General features: G+C 59.3%; 19 protein-coding genes and 4 pseudogenes. 10 read left to right on the top strand and 13 right to left on the bottom strand.

Features of this window, described 5'->3' with window-relative positions; genetic code table 11:
* Nucleotides 1-8: 8 nt before the first annotated feature.
* The 6 genes and pseudogenes from HGK27_RS21415 to HGK27_RS31520 form a co-directional block, all read right to left on the bottom strand.
* Nucleotides 9-293 (bottom strand): hypothetical protein, encoded by a 285-nt coding sequence (locus tag HGK27_RS21415; RefSeq protein WP_206244841.1) that lies wholly within the window; start codon nucleotides 291-293, stop codon nucleotides 9-11.
* A 15-nt stretch (nucleotides 294-308) separates the two neighbouring features.
* Nucleotides 309-791 carry a type 1 periplasmic-binding domain-containing protein gene (locus HGK27_RS21410; RefSeq protein WP_206244840.1) on the bottom strand — a complete coding sequence of 161 codons (483 nt, stop codon included), beginning with the start codon at nucleotides 789-791 and terminating at the stop codon, nucleotides 309-311.
* Nucleotides 788-892 (bottom strand): annotated as a pseudogene (locus tag HGK27_RS31125) (hypothetical protein); the annotation flags it as partial. The gene HGK27_RS21410 and the pseudogene HGK27_RS31125, both read right to left, overlap by 4 nt.
* Before the next feature lie 362 nt (nucleotides 893-1,254).
* On the bottom strand, nucleotides 1,255-1,479 hold the full coding sequence (locus HGK27_RS31455; RefSeq protein ID WP_407674707.1) for a hypothetical protein: 225 nt from the start codon (nucleotides 1,477-1,479) through the stop codon (nucleotides 1,255-1,257).
* 417 nt (nucleotides 1,480-1,896) lie between these two features.
* Nucleotides 1,897-2,040 (bottom strand): annotated as a pseudogene (locus HGK27_RS21400) (FAD-dependent oxidoreductase); the annotation flags it as partial.
* Nucleotides 2,028-2,165, bottom strand: a pseudogene (locus HGK27_RS31520) (transposase); the annotation flags it as partial. The pseudogenes HGK27_RS31520 and HGK27_RS21400, both read right to left, overlap by 13 nt.
* A 170-nt stretch (nucleotides 2,166-2,335) precedes the next feature.
* Between HGK27_RS31520 and HGK27_RS21390 the strand changes: the two are divergent.
* Nucleotides 2,336-3,451, top strand: coding sequence for an acyltransferase family protein (locus HGK27_RS21390; RefSeq protein ID WP_206244839.1), 1,116 nt, complete (start codon nucleotides 2,336-2,338; stop codon nucleotides 3,449-3,451).
* A 295-nt stretch (nucleotides 3,452-3,746) separates the two neighbouring features.
* Here the strand turns inward: HGK27_RS21390 and HGK27_RS21385 are convergent, their stop codons facing one another.
* The gene (locus HGK27_RS21385) at nucleotides 3,747-4,247 is read right to left on the bottom strand and encodes a GNAT family N-acetyltransferase (protein WP_206244838.1); all 501 of its coding nucleotides are present in this window, start codon (nucleotides 4,245-4,247) and stop codon (nucleotides 3,747-3,749) included.
* A gap of 118 nt (nucleotides 4,248-4,365) precedes the next feature.
* On the opposite strand from HGK27_RS21385, the pseudogene HGK27_RS31110 reads away from it, so the two are divergent.
* Nucleotides 4,366-4,487, top strand: a pseudogene (locus tag HGK27_RS31110) (IS5-like element ISRhru5 family transposase); the annotation flags it as partial.
* On the opposite strand, the gene HGK27_RS21380 reads toward HGK27_RS31110, so the two are convergent.
* Nucleotides 4,480-5,358 (bottom strand): NmrA family NAD(P)-binding protein, encoded by an 879-nt coding sequence (locus HGK27_RS21380; protein WP_206244837.1) that lies wholly within the window; start codon nucleotides 5,356-5,358, stop codon nucleotides 4,480-4,482. The pseudogene HGK27_RS31110 and the gene HGK27_RS21380 overlap by 8 nt on opposite strands.
* 101 nt (nucleotides 5,359-5,459) lie before the next feature.
* Between HGK27_RS21380 and HGK27_RS21375 the strand changes: the two genes are divergently transcribed.
* Nucleotides 5,460-6,371, top strand: a complete 912-nt coding sequence (locus tag HGK27_RS21375; RefSeq protein ID WP_206244836.1) for an AraC family transcriptional regulator — start codon at nucleotides 5,460-5,462, stop codon at nucleotides 6,369-6,371.
* Between the two features lie 214 nt (nucleotides 6,372-6,585).
* A complete protein-coding gene (locus HGK27_RS31105) occupies nucleotides 6,586-7,032 on the top strand; it encodes a PsiF family protein (protein WP_241127713.1) in 447 nt (148 codons plus the stop codon).
* 52 nt (nucleotides 7,033-7,084) lie between these two features.
* Here the strand turns inward: HGK27_RS31105 and HGK27_RS21365 are convergent, their stop codons facing one another.
* Nucleotides 7,085-8,764, bottom strand: coding sequence for a hypothetical protein (locus HGK27_RS21365; protein ID WP_206244835.1), 1,680 nt, complete (start codon nucleotides 8,762-8,764; stop codon nucleotides 7,085-7,087).
* 563 nt (nucleotides 8,765-9,327) lie between these two features.
* Here HGK27_RS21365 and HGK27_RS21360 point away from each other — a divergent pair.
* Nucleotides 9,328-11,508 (top strand): TonB-dependent siderophore receptor, encoded by a 2,181-nt coding sequence (locus HGK27_RS21360; protein WP_241127712.1) that lies wholly within the window; start codon nucleotides 9,328-9,330, stop codon nucleotides 11,506-11,508.
* Between the two features lie 223 nt (nucleotides 11,509-11,731).
* Here HGK27_RS21360 and HGK27_RS21355 read toward each other — a convergent pair whose 3' ends face one another.
* Nucleotides 11,732-12,253, bottom strand: a complete 522-nt coding sequence (locus HGK27_RS21355) for a TetR/AcrR family transcriptional regulator (protein WP_206244834.1) — start codon at nucleotides 12,251-12,253, stop codon at nucleotides 11,732-11,734.
* Nucleotides 12,254-12,399: 146 nt separating this feature from the next.
* Here HGK27_RS21355 and HGK27_RS31305 point away from each other — a divergent pair, with 146 nt between their 5' ends.
* From HGK27_RS31305 to HGK27_RS21345, 3 genes are read left to right on the top strand one after another with little or no spacing between them, the layout of a single operon-like run.
* Nucleotides 12,400-12,531 (top strand): hypothetical protein, encoded by a 132-nt coding sequence (locus HGK27_RS31305; RefSeq protein WP_274617188.1) that lies wholly within the window; start codon nucleotides 12,400-12,402, stop codon nucleotides 12,529-12,531.
* Nucleotides 12,532-12,588: 57 nt separating this feature from the next.
* Nucleotides 12,589-13,308 (top strand): DUF1254 domain-containing protein, encoded by a 720-nt coding sequence (locus HGK27_RS21350; protein ID WP_206244833.1) that lies wholly within the window; start codon nucleotides 12,589-12,591, stop codon nucleotides 13,306-13,308.
* Nucleotides 13,309-13,327: 19 nt separating this feature from the next.
* On the top strand, nucleotides 13,328-13,597 hold the full coding sequence (locus HGK27_RS21345; protein WP_206244832.1) for a DUF1214 domain-containing protein: 270 nt from the start codon (nucleotides 13,328-13,330) through the stop codon (nucleotides 13,595-13,597).
* Nucleotides 13,598-13,641: 44 nt separating this feature from the next.
* On the opposite strand, the gene HGK27_RS21340 is transcribed toward HGK27_RS21345, so the two are convergent.
* The 3 genes from HGK27_RS21340 to HGK27_RS21330 form a co-directional block, all read right to left on the bottom strand.
* Nucleotides 13,642-13,794 carry a LuxR C-terminal-related transcriptional regulator gene (locus HGK27_RS21340; RefSeq protein WP_241127837.1) on the bottom strand — a complete coding sequence of 51 codons (153 nt, stop codon included), beginning with the start codon at nucleotides 13,792-13,794 and terminating at the stop codon, nucleotides 13,642-13,644.
* A gap of 484 nt (nucleotides 13,795-14,278) precedes the next feature.
* The gene (locus HGK27_RS21335) at nucleotides 14,279-15,310 is read right to left on the bottom strand and encodes a hypothetical protein (protein ID WP_206244830.1); all 1,032 of its coding nucleotides are present in this window, start codon (nucleotides 15,308-15,310) and stop codon (nucleotides 14,279-14,281) included.
* 289 nt (nucleotides 15,311-15,599) lie between these two features.
* Nucleotides 15,600-15,845, bottom strand: a complete 246-nt coding sequence (locus HGK27_RS21330; RefSeq protein ID WP_206244829.1) for a hypothetical protein — start codon at nucleotides 15,843-15,845, stop codon at nucleotides 15,600-15,602.
* A 16-nt stretch (nucleotides 15,846-15,861) separates the two neighbouring features.
* Between HGK27_RS21330 and HGK27_RS21325 the strand changes: the two genes are divergently transcribed.
* Both HGK27_RS21325 and HGK27_RS21320 read left to right on the top strand, forming a co-directional pair.
* A protein-coding gene (locus HGK27_RS21325) for an IS3 family transposase (protein WP_206244828.1) occupies nucleotides 15,862-17,009 on the top strand; the annotation gives its coding sequence in 2 pieces (ribosomal slippage) (nucleotides 15,862-16,120 and nucleotides 16,120-17,009; 1,149 coding nt in all).
* Nucleotides 17,010-17,754: 745 nt separating this feature from the next.
* Entirely contained in the window at nucleotides 17,755-18,477 is a 723-nt protein-coding gene (locus tag HGK27_RS21320; protein WP_206244827.1) for a hypothetical protein, read from the top strand.
* Nucleotides 18,478-18,484: the final 7 nt, after the last annotated feature.

Below are 18,484 nucleotides of genomic sequence, written 5' to 3'. Positions count from 1 at the left end.
CGAAGGGATCAAAACTTATTGAGATCATGGGCGATGGTAATCGTTCCCTTGAAATGGGGCATTATTCCTTGCCGCAGATTTTCGGCCTGAACCGGGGAAGGATCGGTGGGAACGATATGGGTGATCACGACCTCCTTCACCCTAGCAGCGGCAGCCATTTTGCCCATTTCCCACGTAGGGAGATGGTGGCGGCTAAGATGCTCGACCATGCTAGCATATTTTTGCCCATCGAGATCGGAGGGCTGGAGGTGGATCTTGGCCAGCATTGCATCCAGATCGATGATCTCGCTCAACAGAACGTCGGCGCCTCAGGCAAAGCGCGTGACCGCTTCGCTTGGCCCGGTGTCGCCCGTGAAGGCGAAGGAGCGGCCGCCTGCCTCGAAACGCCAACTCAACGAACGGAATCGTCGGCCGTCCTCGCTGCCCGACACAAATTCGATCATACCGATGCGCTGATGTCCGAGCCCGATCAGATGCTGGACCATCTCGGTCGCCATCGGCCGGTCGTCAACCTGCACGGAGAGGCCGTAACCCTCTGGTGAGCCTGTGAGCCGGACCAGCGGAATACCTTCCTCTTCAAACCGCTTCAGCAGATCACCATCGCTGAAGCGGGGGGGCAGGATGATGGCATCGGGACGCAGCGCGTCCTTGGTCAGGTTGGAGAAGGCCTGAAGACGGTCAACGAATTCAACCGCTTTCGTGATCAGCTGATGGCCATTGGCCCGGAATATCCATGAAAGCTCGACGATCAGGCGGGGGATATAGCCGACGCCCGCGCGCGGCACGATCATGCCGATGGTGAAGGAACACATGCTCGAAGACGTCGCGCAGCCAGATTAGGGCGATAATCAAGCTCGCGAACTGCGGCTTCCACCCGTTCTCGCAGATAGGAGCGAACAGTCGGTTCCTTGTTGACGACCCGGGATGGCGTTGTAACCGAAACTCAGGCGGCTTTCGTCGCATCGCGAATGGTCACCACAGTGCATTGTCCTATGTTTTGCTCAACCCTTCTTTCGGAAAGCTGGAGACGCTTTGCAAGCCTGGGTTAGAGGCAACAGTTTAGGGTGAATGGATGGCTGCTTTTAGGGAGCGCATTTTGCCCGACAACGGCAGCTATGTCAGCGAGATCGGCTGACCATTGCCTGGAATTCTGGCGACGGTATCCCACTCCTGATTCACAGTCGTGCCAATATGATGTGTGATTTGCAGGGTGTAGAGGCTGATGCCGACGCCCCCGGTCGAACGTCGCCGAGGTCACCCAGTGGTTCGGCTCGAGCTTACAGAAACGGACATGATGGCGCCGATCGGCACTGCGGCCTTCATCATGCTAATAGTCAAAGTCCGGCTGCTTATCATTGAAGAACAGCGGGCTCCCGAGAGCATTTGGGATAGGGGCGGCCCAAAATCACATTTAGGGCCTGACACCACCGACACATTGTCGGCCTTCACCCAGCCTGCTCGCTGCATGGCTGGGTCGATCGCCGCACCGGAGCCATCGATCCTCAGGTTGATCGGGTCAGGGCCTCGACTTGTTCCATGTCGACGAAGGCCGCGTTGCTCATGAAAACGGGGATGCCAAGCGAGATGACATCCACCATGACGCCCAGGGACGAGTCCACGTCGGACGTGAAGATCTGGCTGTCGATGCCGCGAAGGGTAAAGGCGCTGTCCTGCGTCGTCCGAAGGCTCGGGATGGTCAGCTCTTCGCCGATGGTCGCTGGATCAGCCTAAAGCCCGTTCTTGAGCGGCCGACTCGTTCGGCATGGAGGGAGATGAGCATAGCCCCGGGGCCGCCACCAAGAGGACTGCGACATGGGGGATGATGGATGCGACAGCGTGACGCATCGACGCGGTCAAAGGGGTGGGCAAATACCGCTTTGACAGGGCATGCGCCGGTCAGTGCAGTTTCAGCTTGGGGTGCACGAAGCGGTTGATGTGGCTGACGAGGATCAGCGCCGTGCCGCGCAGCCAGCCATGCACCGCCAGCAAATGCATGCGATAGAGCGACATATAGACGAAGCGCACCAGCCGACCCGCAACACATGCAGCATGCCGTTGAGAAAGCGGCGGTCGTCATGAGCAGGCCGCGATTGACGGCCTCGCGCCGACGGAAGCAGTCCCGCGATCACATCCCATTCCTCGTCGGTCAGATCGCCCTGAGCCATTCCACTGCCGCAAAGAGAGGCTCTGAATCAGAAATCAGGTCGGTTGCGAATCCACTTTGTCAACGCCACCTGGGATTTTTGGCCGTGTAACACCTTCGTATTAGTATCTAATCGTCGTTGTGATAATAGAAAAATATGATTAGCCGTCATCATAATTGCATGGGGGCTAAATGCAGAAAGATTCGACAATCAGGCTTGATTCTGCCGATGCTCTTCGCGGAGTGGCGGCGATGATCGTTGTCCTGCATCACGTCGTTCAGTATTTTGAATGCACCCAAAGCATGGGGATTCTGCATAGATTATTTCCAGGTAGTGCCTCCGTTCTCGTCTTTTTTGTTTTAAGTGGTCTCGTTCTCGCGATGACTTTCGTTTATCGTGATGGTGATCGCTATATCCCGTTCATCATAAAACGCTTTTTTCGCATTTGGCCCCTGTTTGCACTGGTCGTATGCGCCTCAGCCGGCATGCTACTTGCGATCGGCCATCACTATGTCTCGGGCGCTGCCAGCACCTTCCACGCCAATTGGGGCACGCCTGTGTCGGCGTCGATGCTGGGGCAGCACCTCGCAATGTCTGGAACTCACACGGATCTCGACGGGCCAATGTGGAGTTTGATCCACGAGATGCGGATTTCCATCTTATTTCCGTTCCTGATCGCCATGGTCCTATGGAACTGGCGCATAGCGCTCATCGCGACTTCAGCAGTATCGGTTCTGTCTGGCGCAATTCACCCATCCCCTGGGTTCGTCAGTTCACTGTTGTCGAGCACGCGGTTCCTTGCTCTTTTTGTATTCGGCGCCCTGATCGCGCTGCATCTTGCGCCGCTTAGGAGAAAAATTGGCTCCGCGCCGAAGCCTGTCAGGATTATTCTCTGGCTGCTCTGCCTTGCTGGTGCCGCCGCTGCAGCCGATTACAGTGGCGCAGGGGCTACGGTCTCAAGCAATCTTCGGCTGCTGGCGCATGGGGTGGCCGCAGCAGGTCTTGTTTTGCTGAGCATTTCAGGAACGACATCGGCGCTTTTGCTCGCCTACCGAATCCCGGTTTATCTGGGCCGGATTTCTTACAGTCTCTATCTAATCCATGCCGTTGGTATAACCGCATGTGTTCAAGCCCTACGCGAAGTGCTGCCACTGCCAGTGTCCGTTGGGATTGGCGTCGTGCTTTCAATCATCGCGGCTGACATGTTGCAGCGCTGGGTGGAACAACCATTGACGCAGGTCGGGCGCAAACTGGCTAGGTCTTTATCGCTCGAAGGGCAGAAAGCGTCACGGTTGAGCCAGATCTGAACGGAGCAATAGAGGCTTTTATGAAGCTGCGATCATGGCGACGGCTTGCTTTGACATGATGGTGGCGCAGATAACAAGGTGCAGGCCTGCAAAGGTTTGGGCGTATCGCTTGTAATCTTTGACGAGCCTGCGGAAACGGGTGGCTCATGCGAAGGATCGCTCGACGACGGCCCAGGCGATCTCGATGCTGTCGTGGGGGACGGCCTGGGTTGTGCGGGCGAGCGTCTCGACCTCGCCGCGATCCTGCGCGCTGGCCGGCGTGACATGGAGCGCATTTGGGCTAGGGAAGGACCGCTTAGTCAGCGAGAATGGCCCAGCGTTCATGGTCGCGCCAGGCGCCGTCAATGTAGAGATAGGCGGGCGAATAGCCCTCCTTGCGAAAGCCCGCTCGTGCGACGAGGGCCAGCGAGCGATGGTTGGTGGGTTGCACGTTGGCTTCCACCCGGTGCAGTTCAAGCCGGGAGAAAGCGTAGACGATGCTGGCCCGCAGCGCGTCCGTAATCAGCCCTTGTCCCAGTTGCCCCTCCAATCCGTAGAAGCCGAGATAGGCGCTCTGGAATGGCCCCCGCACGATCTGGCTGAAGGTGAAGACGCCGACGGGGGCATTGCTGGCGGCATTGCGGGCGACCAGGCCGACTGCGCGGGTCCCGTCGAGCCCTGCGAACCAGGCTTCGAAGCCGGTGCGGTCCGTGAACGGACGAACCCAAGGCGCATGGAACCCGACGCTGTTGCGGTTGGCCGCGATCAGCTCTTCGGCGTCGGTTTCGATAGCGGACTTGATGCGGATTCGGCTCATGCCCGGCTCCCTTAGAGCAGGCCGCCCGCGCGATCCACACTACCCTGGGGCACAGACTCATAAATCGGGTTGAGTTGCCGGCCTTTGCGTGATTCAGGCGGTTTTCGGAAACGGAGGGTGCATGCGCGTCCACCAGCGCGGTGCGACGGGCAAAAAGGGGTATCCAGCAATTATGGTATGGCACGTCCCCCGGGCGGCCTTACAACCAAACTCCATGCTCTTGTCGATGCTGTCAGCCGGCGAGAGCCGGCTGCAACTCCTCTTCGACCCACTGACGGAAGCTGGTCGGCCCGATGATCGCCGTGGCGCGTGATGCAACGTTGTCCATGCCCTCCTCCTTGGCACGTAGCATATCGACAAAGCCTTGAGCGAAGGCGTCGGTGAGCCCCCGTGCCAGCGCAGCTTCCTTGTACGCCTCGTAGCTCTGATGCTCGTAGCGGACCTCGCGGCCGGTCACGTCCGACAGGATCGCCGCCAGATCGGCATAAGACAGCTCCTCCGGCCCGAGGACGGCCACGTCCTCCTGTTCCGACCAGCTCCGATCGATCAGAAGCCGGGCCGCGGCAGCGCCGGTGTCGCGGGTCGCGGTATGCGGCAGTTTTTTGTCGGGCGCGATAGGTCCGGCCATCCAGCCTTGCCGGATCGTTCCGAGCATCCGCAGGGCGTTGTCCATGAACGCTGGAAGGGCCAATCCACGCACCGCCGCGCCGGTCGTGCGGAGCAGATCGACCATGTGGATCGAGCCTGTCGCGTTGCCGGCGCGCTCCTGCCATGGCGTGTCACGGCCGAGCGTCGTGGCGGCGACGATATGGGCTACGCCATGACGTCGCATCGCTTCCGCGCCAGGCCGGGCGAAATCGACGGTCGCGGCCGCCGGCGTCGGTGATGGCGTGGGCGGGCAGAGCCAGAACACGGCCTCCGCCCCCCGGAAGGCCCGATCGACCACGGCCGCATCACCGTGCGAGCCCTCCACCACCTCCACCCGATCGCGCACGTCGAGCGCCAGTTTGGACGGATCGCGCACAATCAGGCGTAGCATTTCGCCGGCATCAAGGAGGTGGCGGACGACATGGCGGCCGATGTTGCCGGTGGGCGTGGTGACGACGATCATAGGTGAGGGCTCCGGTTGATTGATCCCGGAGATAGTCAGGCGTGACCGCACGCGCTATCGTTGATCGTCTCCGATTCCTTCGCCATCGTCCGGAAATGCTCATGGACCCGCTGTCCGAAATCCTCGCCATCCTCAAACCCGAGAGCTACCTGACCGCAGGCGTCGACGCTGGAGGTGAGTGGGCCATCCGGTTCGACAATCGGCCCGGCACCATTAAATGTCATGCGGTGACGGCCGGGGGCTGCTGGCTGGCGGTGGACGGCATGGAGGCGCCGGTTCAGCTTACGGCGGGCGATTGCATCATATTGCCGAGCGGGTGCCCTTTCACACTCGCCAGCGACCTCGGGCTTGAGCCGGTCCATGCGCCGGATGTGCTTGGCCGCGCTCGCCCCGGTGACATGATCGTCCACAATGGGGGAGGGAACTTCTCCTTTATCGGCACCCGCTTCGAGGTCGATAGCCGCAAGGCGGGTGTCTTGCTGGGAACGCTGCCGGCCCTGATCCACCTCTACGAGGCCGAGGATCGCGAGGCGCTACGGTGGTGCATCGCGCAGATGATGACCGAGATGCGGGCAGGACGACCGGGTGGGACGCTGGCCGCCCGACACCTGGCGCATTTGATGCTGCTGCAAGCCTTCCGGCTCCATCTGGCAAGGCAGGCGAACGACCGCGTAGGATTGCTCTACGCGCTGGCCGACCCGCAGCTCGGGCGGGCGATCGAAGCGATGCACGCCGATCCGGCACACCGCTGGACGCTGGCCGAGTTGGCGAACCATGCCGGTCTGTCGCGGTCGATTTTCGCACAGCGCTTCCGCGAGCGCGTGGGTGAAACACCAATCGGTTATCTCACCCGATGGCGGATGATGCTGGCGAGGGACAGGCTCACGGCTGGCCGGGAGACGCTCGGCACGATCGCGAGGGCGCTTGGCTACGAGTCCGAAAACGCCTTCAACACGGCGTTCCGGCGGGTTATCGGCTGCGCTCCGCGCCGCTACGCTCGCGCCGAGGCTTGAGCGCCGGCCTCGGCAGAACCCGCCCTTCCCGTTTTCCCTTGCAGTACGGGTTGCGGGAAAGCGATCTCGTTCCCGATCAACGATCCTTCACGGGACGCCAGCTTTGTTGGCGGAGTCCGTCTTGCGTGACTGGCAGGCGCGCTGCGAATGGCAATGGCGCCGCGATGAGGAGCCGCGTTGCGAACAGCGCCGTTACGAAGATGCCTGATCGTGAATGGTGCCGCTGGAACCGTGGCTGGTGAGGCCAACACATTTTTACACGGCATCGAACGACGCGCGCGGCGAGGATGACTATACCTTTTTTACATCGAGAGCTAAACTGCCGCGGATCGTCATATCGGGAGGAAGAAGTATGAAAGCGAAGCTGACACTGCTGGCCGTTGCCATCGGGCTCATGTCGGGTCCGGCCATGTCGCAGGCGCCTTCCCCCGCGCCCGCCAAACCTTCAATGTTAAGCCGGATGAAGGCTGCCGCGCATCCCACTCCTGCGGCGAAGCCTGCGCCAAAGGCGGCCGTGCCTGCCACCAAGCCCGCTGCCGTTGCGGCGAATGGGCAGGCGCCCCGCACGGCCAAGTCGCTGGCCTGTTCCAAGCAAGCTGACGCCCAGAATGTGCATGGCAAGGCGCGCAAGGCCTTCATGTCGCATTGCAAGAAGGCCTGAGGAAGGTCTTCGTATCGCGGGGTGGCTCACGCGAATGAGCCGCCCCGCGACGTCATGACAGCGGAAGATTGCCTTGCACCGGGCCCGATCCGCCCGAATACATGTTCGCGTTCATCTGGCTGCTGATCGCCGCGCGCTCCTGGTCACCCGCGCTGCCCACGGAGATCAGCGTCGCCTGGCTGGTGATGAAGTTTCGTAGCCGGGCGGCAAGCGCGGCAGCCATGTCGGGTTCGCCCAGCATGGAGACGATCTGGCGCGGCCCATCCTTGCCAAACGCCACCGAATGGACCTCGGCCACCCAGAGCCGGAAGGTCATTCCCTCCACCTGCACGACCTGGCTGCTGGAATGGAGGTTGGAGGTGTAACGATTGCCCTGACCGACCTCGGCGGCATTGTAGGTGCCGCTCATCTCCATCCAGATCAGTTGTGAGCGGAAATCGAACCTTAGCGTCAACGACCGGGCAACGTCGAAGGCCGCCTTGGACACGGCCCAGCAGAACAGGGTGGAGATCAGCAGCGACCCAATATCCCGCCCGCCGGCGATCAGGGAGTCCGCCAGCACATAGCTGCCGATCGCCCCCATGACGGTGAGGAACAGGGCATAGCCATTGATGATGTTGATGATGACAGGGTTGCCTGACGCGAACGGGCGTTCAGCGCCTTTGCCTCCGAGCACGAAGGGCACAGGCTGCGTTTCCTCGACCATGCTGCCGTGGAACTGGCCCGATCGCTGCTGAAGGTTGACCACCGGGTCGATCCGGCAATAGCGGCGGTTGGGGATTTTTTCCCACCACGCCTCCTGCATGGCGCGCATGAATTCGGCGGAGATCAGCGCCGGGGTGACCGAGATGTTCCACGTATCCTGGATCATCGTGACGGTGGTCGACGGAGCTGCCATCATGTGGCGAATGACCGCTGCAAAGAACAGCCCATGGAGCACCACCGTCATCAGCAGCAGGACGAACAGCGTGCCGGTGCTGATGCCGATGGGCGGTGGCGGCAGCATGCTGCCCAGCAGCGATAGCGCCACCGGGCCCAGCACGGAAAAGGCGATCAGCCCCGCCATCTTGGGCACCGACAATGCGCTCAAAGCGGCGTCGGTGTCCGGACTGCCGGATTTGGGCTTCCACAGGCTGGGCAGCGAGGCCAGAAACAGGATGATTGCCACCCAGCTCGACACATTGGCCGCATTCTCGGTGCTGCCGCTGCCCAAAACAGCGATGACCAGCAGACCTGCCAGCAAGGCCAGCGTCAGAATGCCTGACTGGAACTGCCGCTCGGCAAATCCGCGCACCGGGCGGGGGGCGTAGAGCAGGTCCGGGATGAGATAGTAGAGCAGGCTGGAGAGCGGATCGCGCGGTTCGGGATAGTCCAGAGCCTGCTGACGCAGCGTCTCCTTGATATAATTCTCGGCGCCAGGACTTGTGCCGAGCTGATCCGGCGCGAGCTGCGGCGCTAGCCCCATCGGCCTGCCCCGCCCGAAGAAGAAGCGCAATTGTGTGAAAAACTGGAACAACAGCCGCCCGGCAACAACGATCAGCGCGAAGGCGACCAAAGCTGCGCCCAGAGCGCGGCCATGGGTGCTCTGATGCAAGGCCGCGCGCGCCTGAAACAGCACGACCAACCCCGTCAGGCCAGACACCACGGCGGCGGCGGCCACAAAATATTTATGCTCCCGCAATGGATTGGGGAACGTAAAATTCTGACTGCTGCTGCTGTGTTCGTAGCTCACCCGTCGCCCTTTCGCCACCATGGAGGCCATGCCGGCAGCGATGTTGTGTGTGCGTCACAACAAGGCGCCCCGGCTCGGCCCGCCACATCGGCGTAGTGGCAGTGCAGCATGATGCGCGCAAGGTTCATCTGCGCAATGGGTTCCATACGGTGAGTGAACCGGCCCGGCTTTGCCGGAGGCGCGTTCTCCCAGAATGCTTGGTCTCTGATAAGTATACCCAAAAGAGATCGGCAAAAGTTATCTGGCAATCGGACTGCACATCCCAGGCGGTCGCACGGCATATGAACGAACAGCCTCTTTCAGGGGTGTGTTGGGCAGGTGTATGTCAGGTTTGTCAGCGGTTGTTGCCGGAGCGCCTGCCCAGCGCTGCAATATCATCGCGCTGTCAACCATGGATATAGTCCGGCGGTTATCCTGCCTGTGCCCCTCGGCATCACCGTTCCAGCGAATGCCGCATAGCAAATACATAAACGCTATTGAAAGCCAATATCAATAGCGATAGCCGCGCCCCAACGTCGCTTGGTCGCGGCGTCGATGGATATGACGAACAGCGGGGAACGACATTGACAACCAAATTCAAGCTCTGCCTGAGCGTAGCGCTCGTGGCATGTGCAGCGCCGAACTGGGCGCTTGCAGCCGCCGCGCCATCACCTGCTGAAAAGGACGCACCAGCCAGTGAGGACGAAGCGGGCATCGTCGTCAGCGGCAAATACACGATCCCCAACAAGATCAACACCGCCACCGGTCTTGGTCTCACCATCCGCGAGACGCCCCAGTCGGTCAGCATCGTGACCGCCCAGCGCATCCTCGACCAGAACCTCATCAGCGTGAAAGACGTGGTCGAGAACGGCATTGGCGTGGTCGTCAAGGAAACGGATGACGTCCGCAACTCCTTCTATGCGCGCGGTTTCCAGATCCAGAACACCCAGATCGACGGCGTGCCGACCGCATGGGCGCTGGGCGGCGACCGGGGCGAAACCATCGCCGACGTGTCGATCTATGACCGCGTGGAGATCGTGCGCGGCGCCACTGGCCTGCTGAGCGGCGTGGGCGATCCCTCCGCCTCGATCAACTTCGTGCGCAAGCATGCCGACAAGACGACGTGGGGCGGTTACGCCAACGCCGCCTATGGCAGCTGGGACACCTGGCGCCTGTCGGGCGATGTTGGCGGCAAGGTGGATGCCGAAGGGCGCATCCGCGTGCGCGGCGTGGCTCGCTATGAACAGGGCAAAAGCTTCACCGACTTCTACAAGAACAAGAAGTTGGTGCTCTACGGTGTCGCCGATGCCGACATCACGCCGGACACGCTGCTGCGCGTGGGCTTCAGCCACCAGAAGAACACGCCCCACGGCGTCTTCTGGGGCAGCCTGCCAACCTTCTACAGCGACAACACCGTCGCCAAATGGGATCGCTCAAAGACCACCACCCAGCCATGGACGACTTGGCAGACGGTCAATCAGTCCGCCTTCGCCACGATCAGTCATAATTTCGGCAATGGCTGGAGCCTGACCGGCAATTACAACCGCAACCGCAACACGCAGTTCACCCAGATCCTGTATCTCTCGGGCAAGGTGGACAAGACGACCGGCCTCGGCCTCGCCAGCAACCCCTATTCGGCCTATGGCGAGAGCATTCAGAACAGCTACGATGCCCAGTTGAAGGGCAAGCTGACCGTCTTTGGCCGCGACCATGAAGTGGTGCTGGGCTATCTCAACAGCGTCATCAACCGCCACACCGACTCTTACACGCCGCTTGGCGGCTATCCGCCGGCCGGGGACTTCCTCACCTGGAACGCCAATTCCTATCCCAATGCCGGTTTCTCGACGACGCCCAACGTTGGCGTGGAAAAGCAGCGGATCAAGCAGATCGGCTATTATGGCGCGTTGCGCATCAATGTGGCGGATTGGCTGAAGGTGATCGGCGGCGGGCGTCTCGCGTCGTGGCGGCAGACCGGCATCGCTTATGGCACGGTCAGCAATTACGGGAACAAGGACGTCTTCATTCCCTATGCGGGCGTGCTGGCGGACCTTTCGCATAACCATCGCCTGTATGCCAGCTACACCACCATCTATCAGCCGCAGAACCTGCGCGACAAGAATTACAACCAGCTCAACCCGGTCACCGGCAAGTCCTATGAGGTCGGTGTGAAGAGCGCCTTCTTCAACGAGGCGTTGCAGACCTCGGCCGCCCTGTTCCGCATCGAGCAGGACAATCTCGGGCAGGTCGATGGCGCGCAGATCGCCATTCCGGGCGTCACGCCGACCCAGTTGTACCAGCCCTATCTGGGGGCGCGGGGCGTGGTGAGCGAAGGCTTCGAGCTTGAGGCGACGGGCAGCCCGCTGCCGAACTGGAACCTGAACGCCGGCTACAGCCTGTTCCGCGCCAAAACGGCTGCCGGGCTCGACGCCAATGCCGATCAGCCGCGCAGCGTGTTCAAGGTCTTCTCGACCTATACGATCCCGACGATCCTGAAGGGCTTCACCTTTGGCGGCGGCGTGAACTATCGCAGTTCAGGCTACACGAACGGCACGATCACCGGCACCACGACGGCGTTCCGCTTCCAGCAGGATGGTTTTGCTCTGGTCAGCCTGATGGCGCGCCTCAACGTCACCGATCGGGCGAGCCTGCAGGCCAATATCGATAATCTGCTGGACAAGACCTATTTCAGCCAGATCGGCTCGTTCAGCCAATATCGCTATGGCGAGCCGCGCAACTTCACGGTCAGCGCGAACTACCGCTTCTGATCCGGCCCGCCTGATTACGCAGGGCCGATGGCGTCGAGGGGAGGGTGGCGACACCTGCCCCTTTTCGCTGTCTGGCTTATGTTCGATCACAGGGCATTCTCTCGGCTCAACGCCTCGTCGTACTCCGCGTTTTGCGATCGCAATGAGCCCCGGTTTGATGTCATGAGCGGCTGGCAGCTTTTCACGAGGGCAAATGGAGACGCAAAGGTCGGCTTTGTCAGCGTCACTGGCCGAGGAAGGTACAGGTCATGCGGGAAAGTGCTTCTGCTATCTCTGCCTTCGATACGATGGTCTGATCGTCAGCGATCATCGCGTGCAGCACGCCTATAAAGGAATGGGTGAGGACGAAGGCATCCTGCGGGCTCAGCGCCCGCCGGATCGGCCCCACCGCACGATACTGCCGCAGATGCGTCAGCAGCGCGGCAATCAGAGGGCCCATTCGGTTGCTCCTCCGATCGAGCGAATGCTCCATGACGATGCGATGCGCACCGTGGCGCTCGCCATAGCTGGCGGCAACCGCCTCGACCACGGCGGCAATGCGAGCTTGGGTTGAGGTCGTGCCAGCATCCTTCATCGCCAGCATCACGCGCTGGCGCATCTGCGCCATCTCGTGATCGGCGAGTGTGTCGAGGATCGCCTCCTTGTTGGGGAAGAACTGGTAGAGTGTGCCGATGCTGACCCCCGCTGTGGCGGCCACGGCATTGGTGGTCAGCGCAGCCATGCCGCCTTTCTCCAGCAGGCGCATGGTCGCCTCCAATATGAGTTCGACCTTGAGTCGCGAACGCTGCTGCTGCGGCTCTTTGGCTCTATCGCTTTGATCGTTGCTCTTTTTTCTTGGCAATGCGTCGCCCCGTGAACGCGAGTTTGAGAATGTGAGTTAGGCTCATATTAATGGCGCATCCCAAGGGCATCAATCCTCACCATCCCAGGAGTTTCGCCATGCTCACTCTGCTCATCACGCTGATCGCTTCCTCCACTTATGGCTGGTGGCGCCGCCGCCAGAATGCCGCCGACAAGGCCTGATACTCCCCAAGCGAAAGGCCTCAGCCATGCCCCTGCAAACCGCCGCCCCCCCCCACGTTGACCACTGCCGCGCGCGATGCCTTCCTCTACGCCCTGCCGCTGGTCGAGATCGCCAACACCCGCGCCACCATGCTGGGCCGGGGCCTGCCTTCGGGGCATTTCCTCTCGCTCAAGGGGCTGGCCACACCGAAGGATCGTTTCGTCACCACGCCCAATGCCGACACGATTTATGCCAATGCCTTTATTGACCTGCGCCATGGCCCGGCGACGCTGACCCTGCCGTCGCTGGGCGATCGCTATGGCTCGCTGGCGCTGATGGACATGTTCAGCGATCATATCGCCGTGCTGGGCAGCCGCACGACGGGCCAACATGGCGGAACCTTCACGCTCGTCGGTCCCGAAGGCCCGGCGCCAGCAGGTGCGATCCGCGCGACCACGCCTTGGGTTTGGGCTTTGGCGCGCGTGGTGGTGAACGGGCCCGAGGATGTCGCCGCCGCGCGCGATGTACTGGCGGGGTTCGCCTGTGAGGCCGCTCCGAGGGGCGATTGGGCCCCAGGCGCCGATCGCAACGGACCATGGCAGGATTGGCTGGCCGCCGCCCATGCGCTGATGCTGGAAAACCCGGCACCAGCCACCGACCGACGCATGCTGGAAAACATCGCCCCGCTGGGGCTGGGTCATGCCGATTTTGATCCCGCCCGCTTCACAACTGCGCAGGCCGAAGAGATCGCAGCTGGCATCGCCGAGGGCAGGGCGCTGAGCAAGGCCGCCGGTTGAAGCGTTCTGGTCGCTGACCATGTATCAGGCCGAAGCCAATGGCGCCTTCTTCCTCACCGACAATCCAATAGACCGCTACACCATCGGCGACCGCACGCCTGGCCTGATCTATGGCGAGGACGGCTCGCTGGAGATTGTCATTCCGCGTAGCGATCCGGGCGGCGTGCAGACGGCCAACTGGCTCCCAGCCCCGGCCAGCGGGCCGTTTCTGATCCTGCTGCGGGCCTATATGCCTGACGCGGCGATGACCGGTCAGATCTACACGCCCCCGGCAATTGCGCAAAGTTGAGCGCTAGACATCAAGGATGGTTGGCGTCGGTTTGTGGAGGCAAGTTAGCTCGGCATATTGATAGCACCGTAAAACAGGCCGCAAGCCACCATATGCGCGCTGTTGCGTGCGTGCATCTTCAATCGCATATTCTCAATATACCGTTCTACGGTGCGTGGCGCTAAATCGACATGCCGTGCAATTTCCTTGGCTGACATGCCTATCGCGACACATTCAAGGATATCACATTCCCTTACCGAAAGTTGCGGCCGTGTATCGAGCAGTTGAGATATGATCATCTCATTCCTCCCAAGCATTATTTTATAATTATTTTATGGATTGGATTTCTTTGGATTTTATAAATCTGAATACGCAAGATTTTCATCTAAGGATGATGATTCGCGGATATTGGACTGATGAGAGGTGCTAACACGCTCACAGGGCAAAAAACATCACCCGAAAGCGCATTGCGCGCCGCTAAAAAGGGTCAAATTGGCACACGCATAATATGCATCGTGGAATGCCAGTGCAGTCGATGCCGATCGACCAGGAAGGTTTTGTGAGCGTGCTTTCTCACCTGAATGAACGGCGGCTCTTAGGGTTGCCTACAGCGACCGGCTATGTTGGCTTTGCCAGTGGAAACCATCGTTGAGCTTCCAACCGCGCGGTTACACATGGCGCAACGGCGGTGCAAAGTCTATCCTAACGCCGCGTTGCTGGCGATAGGCTCCGCAAGCGAAAGTCAAAGCCATTCTCTCTGGTCCAGAGCATGGTGACGGGAATGGGTTGCGGTCTGTCCGCGTCAGATTTGGGCCGTGGCCAGATTTGTCCTTCTATTCTCACTCTGTCATGCGTTTCACCGAAATAGGTTCGGGGCACAAAGCGGTTCTGACCTGCCTTTGCTGTCCAGAGTTGTGAAGCAGATGCAGCGCCTGTCGCCTTTTCTTCTCCTGGCCACGTAACCTCTGCATTTTCGTCGAAAAGATCGTATAGGGAGCGCGCGAAATCAACTCCATTCGGATGCAGAAACCATCGGGTATGGAGGCGATTATACGCTTGGGACGCTGCTGTCCTGTCTCCCCTCAGCTTCCAGCAATCAGCAAGCCGTGTGACATCATTCCTTGATGCTTCGCGCGAAAGCGTTGCACAGAAGGAAAAGGAATCGACGGCGATGTTCGCCAATTTGAACGCATAGGCAGAGACAAGGTCGTCATTGCCGCAAGCAAGGCTGGTTTTTCTGCGAACCTTGCCATTCTCGTCAGCCACCTCCACGGTGGACACCCAACTATGAAGACAAATGGACAACTCGCCTTTCCTTTTGGGCAAAGGGACAAGGTCGCGGTCAAACGTTCGAGCACCTTCCAATATGTCCGTCCATGCAGCGCCTGACAGTTGGCCGACCAGAGATACGTTCTCCGAACTTCCATTATGGCTGGGAACGCGCACCTCGACTTTCAGATCTTCTCCTGGGGCGCGTTCGAAGGAAACCAGTGCAACGTCTTGACCATAGCCATCGACAAAGAAAGCCCTGACCAACTGACTTTTCTTATTCGCGAAATCTTGTGCATCAGAAGCATTGTAGAGATGCCTTTGTTGAGCACGCTGGTCGTCGTTGCAGCGATCATTCCCTTTATCGTCCTGGCAAGGTGAAGGCTGTGCTTTGGCGTAAGGGCCGTGGAACATGCAGAATATCGTCGCGGTCATTAATATTATCGAGCGAGCCACTCTGTTCATAGTCTACTCCCGTTCCGATCCCTGCTTGTAAACGTTTGAAAATTTCCGATCATAAAATCTGAAAAACTCTTCATGATGTCAGAGTGTAATCAATGGTAAATTGATAGCGTAGGGGGGTAAACAGAACTGAGTTATATTATTGTCGAATATGGCTGTGGCTTACTCAATAGGTGACCGCTTTTTGGGGCGCAATCTGCTACCGCGAAGTGCCGGCTTTTCAGAGGACAACGCCCTTCCGCCAGTTCCTAATGGGGCTTTCGAGAGCAGGCGAAACCTGCTCTCGAACGGATCAGAATCCAACTCGAAAGCCTGCAGAAAAGTAGCGGTCACCAACCTGAGCCGCCACTTTGATTTTGGGGGCGACGGGCACCGCGATCAGGCCATATGGCCGGACCTTCTCACGAGAATAACGCGCACCAACTCCAACTTCTGCGAGTGAGGCAATCGACACCGCCGCCTCGACTTTGCCGTAGAACGACACTGCAACGTTTGGCCTGCTGCCGGTTTGATGGACACCAAGATAAGGTGTTTTCATCAACCGGAGAGCATCGATGCAACGAAGGAAGTTCAGCCGCGAGTTCAAGCTTGAAGCGGTAAGATTGGTAAAGGAGCGCGGGGTAGCGGTTGCACAAGCCGCCCGCGATCTTGATGTGCATGAGAATGTGCTGCGCAAATGGGTTCGGGAGTTTGGGGCCGACAAGCAGGATGCCTTTCCTGGGCACGGCCAGATGAAGGCTGAGCAGCAGGAGATCCAGCGCCTGCGCCGGGAAGTGGCCAAGCTCAAGGCGGAGCGCGATATTCTAAAAAAAGCCGCGGCCTACTTCGCGAAGGACTCGATATGAGGTTTACCTTCATCGCGAAGCATCGAGGGATCTGGCCGGTATCGTGGCTTTGCGGGGCGCTCGGTGTCTCGCGCAGTGGGTTTCATGCCTGGCTGGTGCGTGCCCCATCGGCGCGCGCCAGAAGCGACATCGAGGTGGGGCGCAAAGTCAGGGCAAGCTTCACGCTGAGCGACCGGACCTATGGTGCAAGGCGGGTCTGGCATGACGTGCTGGCTGACGGTGTGGATTGCGGCTTGCATCGCATCGAGCGTCTGATGCGCCAGCAGGGATTGCGCGCCAGACCGCGCCGGCGTGGCCTGCCCAAGGATCATGGCGAAAAGTCAGTGGTCGCGGCCAACGTGCTGGATCGTCAGTTCGTGGCCGATGCGCCCAACCAAAAGTGGGTGGCAGACTTCACGTATATCTGGACCGCCCAAGGTTGGCTCTATGTCGCGGCGGTCATCGACCTGTTCTCGCGCCGTGTCGTGGGCTGGTCGATGAGCCCGACCATGACGGCCCAACTGGTGGCGGATGCCATGATGATGGCCATCTGGCGCCGGGGCAAACCCGATGCTCTGCTGCACCATTCGGATCAGGGCAGCCAATATACCAGTGAGCAGTTCCAGCGCCTGATGCAGGATAATGGCGTGACCTGCTCCATGAGCCGATCGGGCAATTGCTGGGATAATGCGGCGATGGAGAGCTTCTTCTCTTCCCTCAAGACCGAACGGGTCCGCAAGAAGGTCTATCGGTCTCGCGATCAGGCCAGAGCCGATGTGTTCGATTATATCGAGCGTTTCTACAATCCCACCCGCAGGCACTCGACCCTGGGCTATCTCAGCCCTATCGACTTCGAACGCCAGGCTGGGGTAGCCTAAAGAACCTTATCTTGGTGTCCATCAAACCGGCAGCAGGCCAGTTGTTGCATTTGCTGTCGTTGGCGAACAGGCCGTTTGTGCTATCCCGGCATCGCGACTGACCATTCGCGAAATTGTCTTGATAGTAGCGATTGTTATCTCCTCGGTAGAGGAAGGCACCTGCAATTGGCCTCAAGGTAACAGGGCCAAGTTCGAGCCCGTAACCTACGCCTAATTCACCACCCCAGTTATGCTCGGCTTTTCCTGCAGTGATCTCACCGCCCAAACCCTTAGCTACGGCATGTGCTGGCATGCTTGCCAGTATGAGAGCTGCAAGCACGCCGCGTATGATCATATTCATTGAAAATCCTCGCAATATGCGAAGGTAGTACTCAATTACTCATTTCATAGTGTCAATCTTGTTTATGCGGTATTTACATGTCTGAAAGGGAGCATATTTGCTGGACGTTGCGAGATTGTAATACCCAATTTGGCGTCTCAAAAAGTGGGCACCATGAACCCGGACGCATTGTTGGGGGGGCAACTCAGGGTTGCTTGCTGAACGAATGGGCGCTTTCAACTATTACGATAGTGGCCCTGGGTGGCAGCTAAGTCAGCGGGTAGGGCCTATAGCCCTGCAGTGGCAGCTTTTAGCGTTTTTGCTCGAAAATCTGCCTTTCCGGATGCAACAACAAAGCGGACATCGCCTGATGCCCCATCTGGCAGGCATTGCCAGCAATATTGCGAAGCGCGATAGATCAACGTGATGAGACTCGCAGCTATCACCAAGCGCCTTACGGCTCGCATATGCCCTTTGCCAGAAGTCCCAGCACTGGCTGCTGCATTTGCCTTTGCCATGTTCGCAAATGATGTGAATTCTCAAACCACAATCGAACAACGGCAGTCTGCTCCAGCTCTGATAGGCCCGCTCTATCCTGTTGAAGATTTCGGTATTCACTCATTTGTGGCGTCGCCTGAACAGGTCCGGCAGGGTGAGCAAAGCTTAATTGCTGATCCCGTCCAAAAGGCACTGTGGACCGGACTGATTACACTTGTGCGATCTCAACAAGGATACCATTCGCCAAAAGAAATCAGTCAAGCATTGGGCGTCAAGCTGGTTCTCATACACAGCGCCATTAATGATAAAGATGTGTCCGAATGGGATGGCAATCTTCACGAGGCCCATATCATGGTTCTGGAAGGAGGTCCAAATTCGGCAGTGAGCACGCAGAAAAACAGCCCTGAATCGACAGTCATTGTGTCTTGGATGCATGGATCAATGCGGCCATACTGCATTAGCTCGCTGAAAATGTTTTCTCAATTGCAGGCGGCAGGAGGCACCGGATATCAACAGGTTGACCAAACGCGTGTGTTCCGGTTCCCGTTCAATGAACAGGTCAGTTTTTCCAGCGCTGGCATTTCGGATCAGCTCTGCGTTTCCAAATTTTCGCTTATCGGGCATGCTAACCACAAAGGTGAACCTCCCTGATAGCGGC

The sequence above is a fragment of the Novosphingobium terrae genome, assembly GCF_017163935.1.
In the GTDB taxonomy this organism is placed as follows: Bacteria; Pseudomonadota; Alphaproteobacteria; order Sphingomonadales; family Sphingomonadaceae; genus Novosphingobium; species Novosphingobium terrae.
The sequence above is the reverse complement of the archived record's forward strand: the minus strand, read 5'-3'. Positions and strand labels throughout refer to the sequence as shown.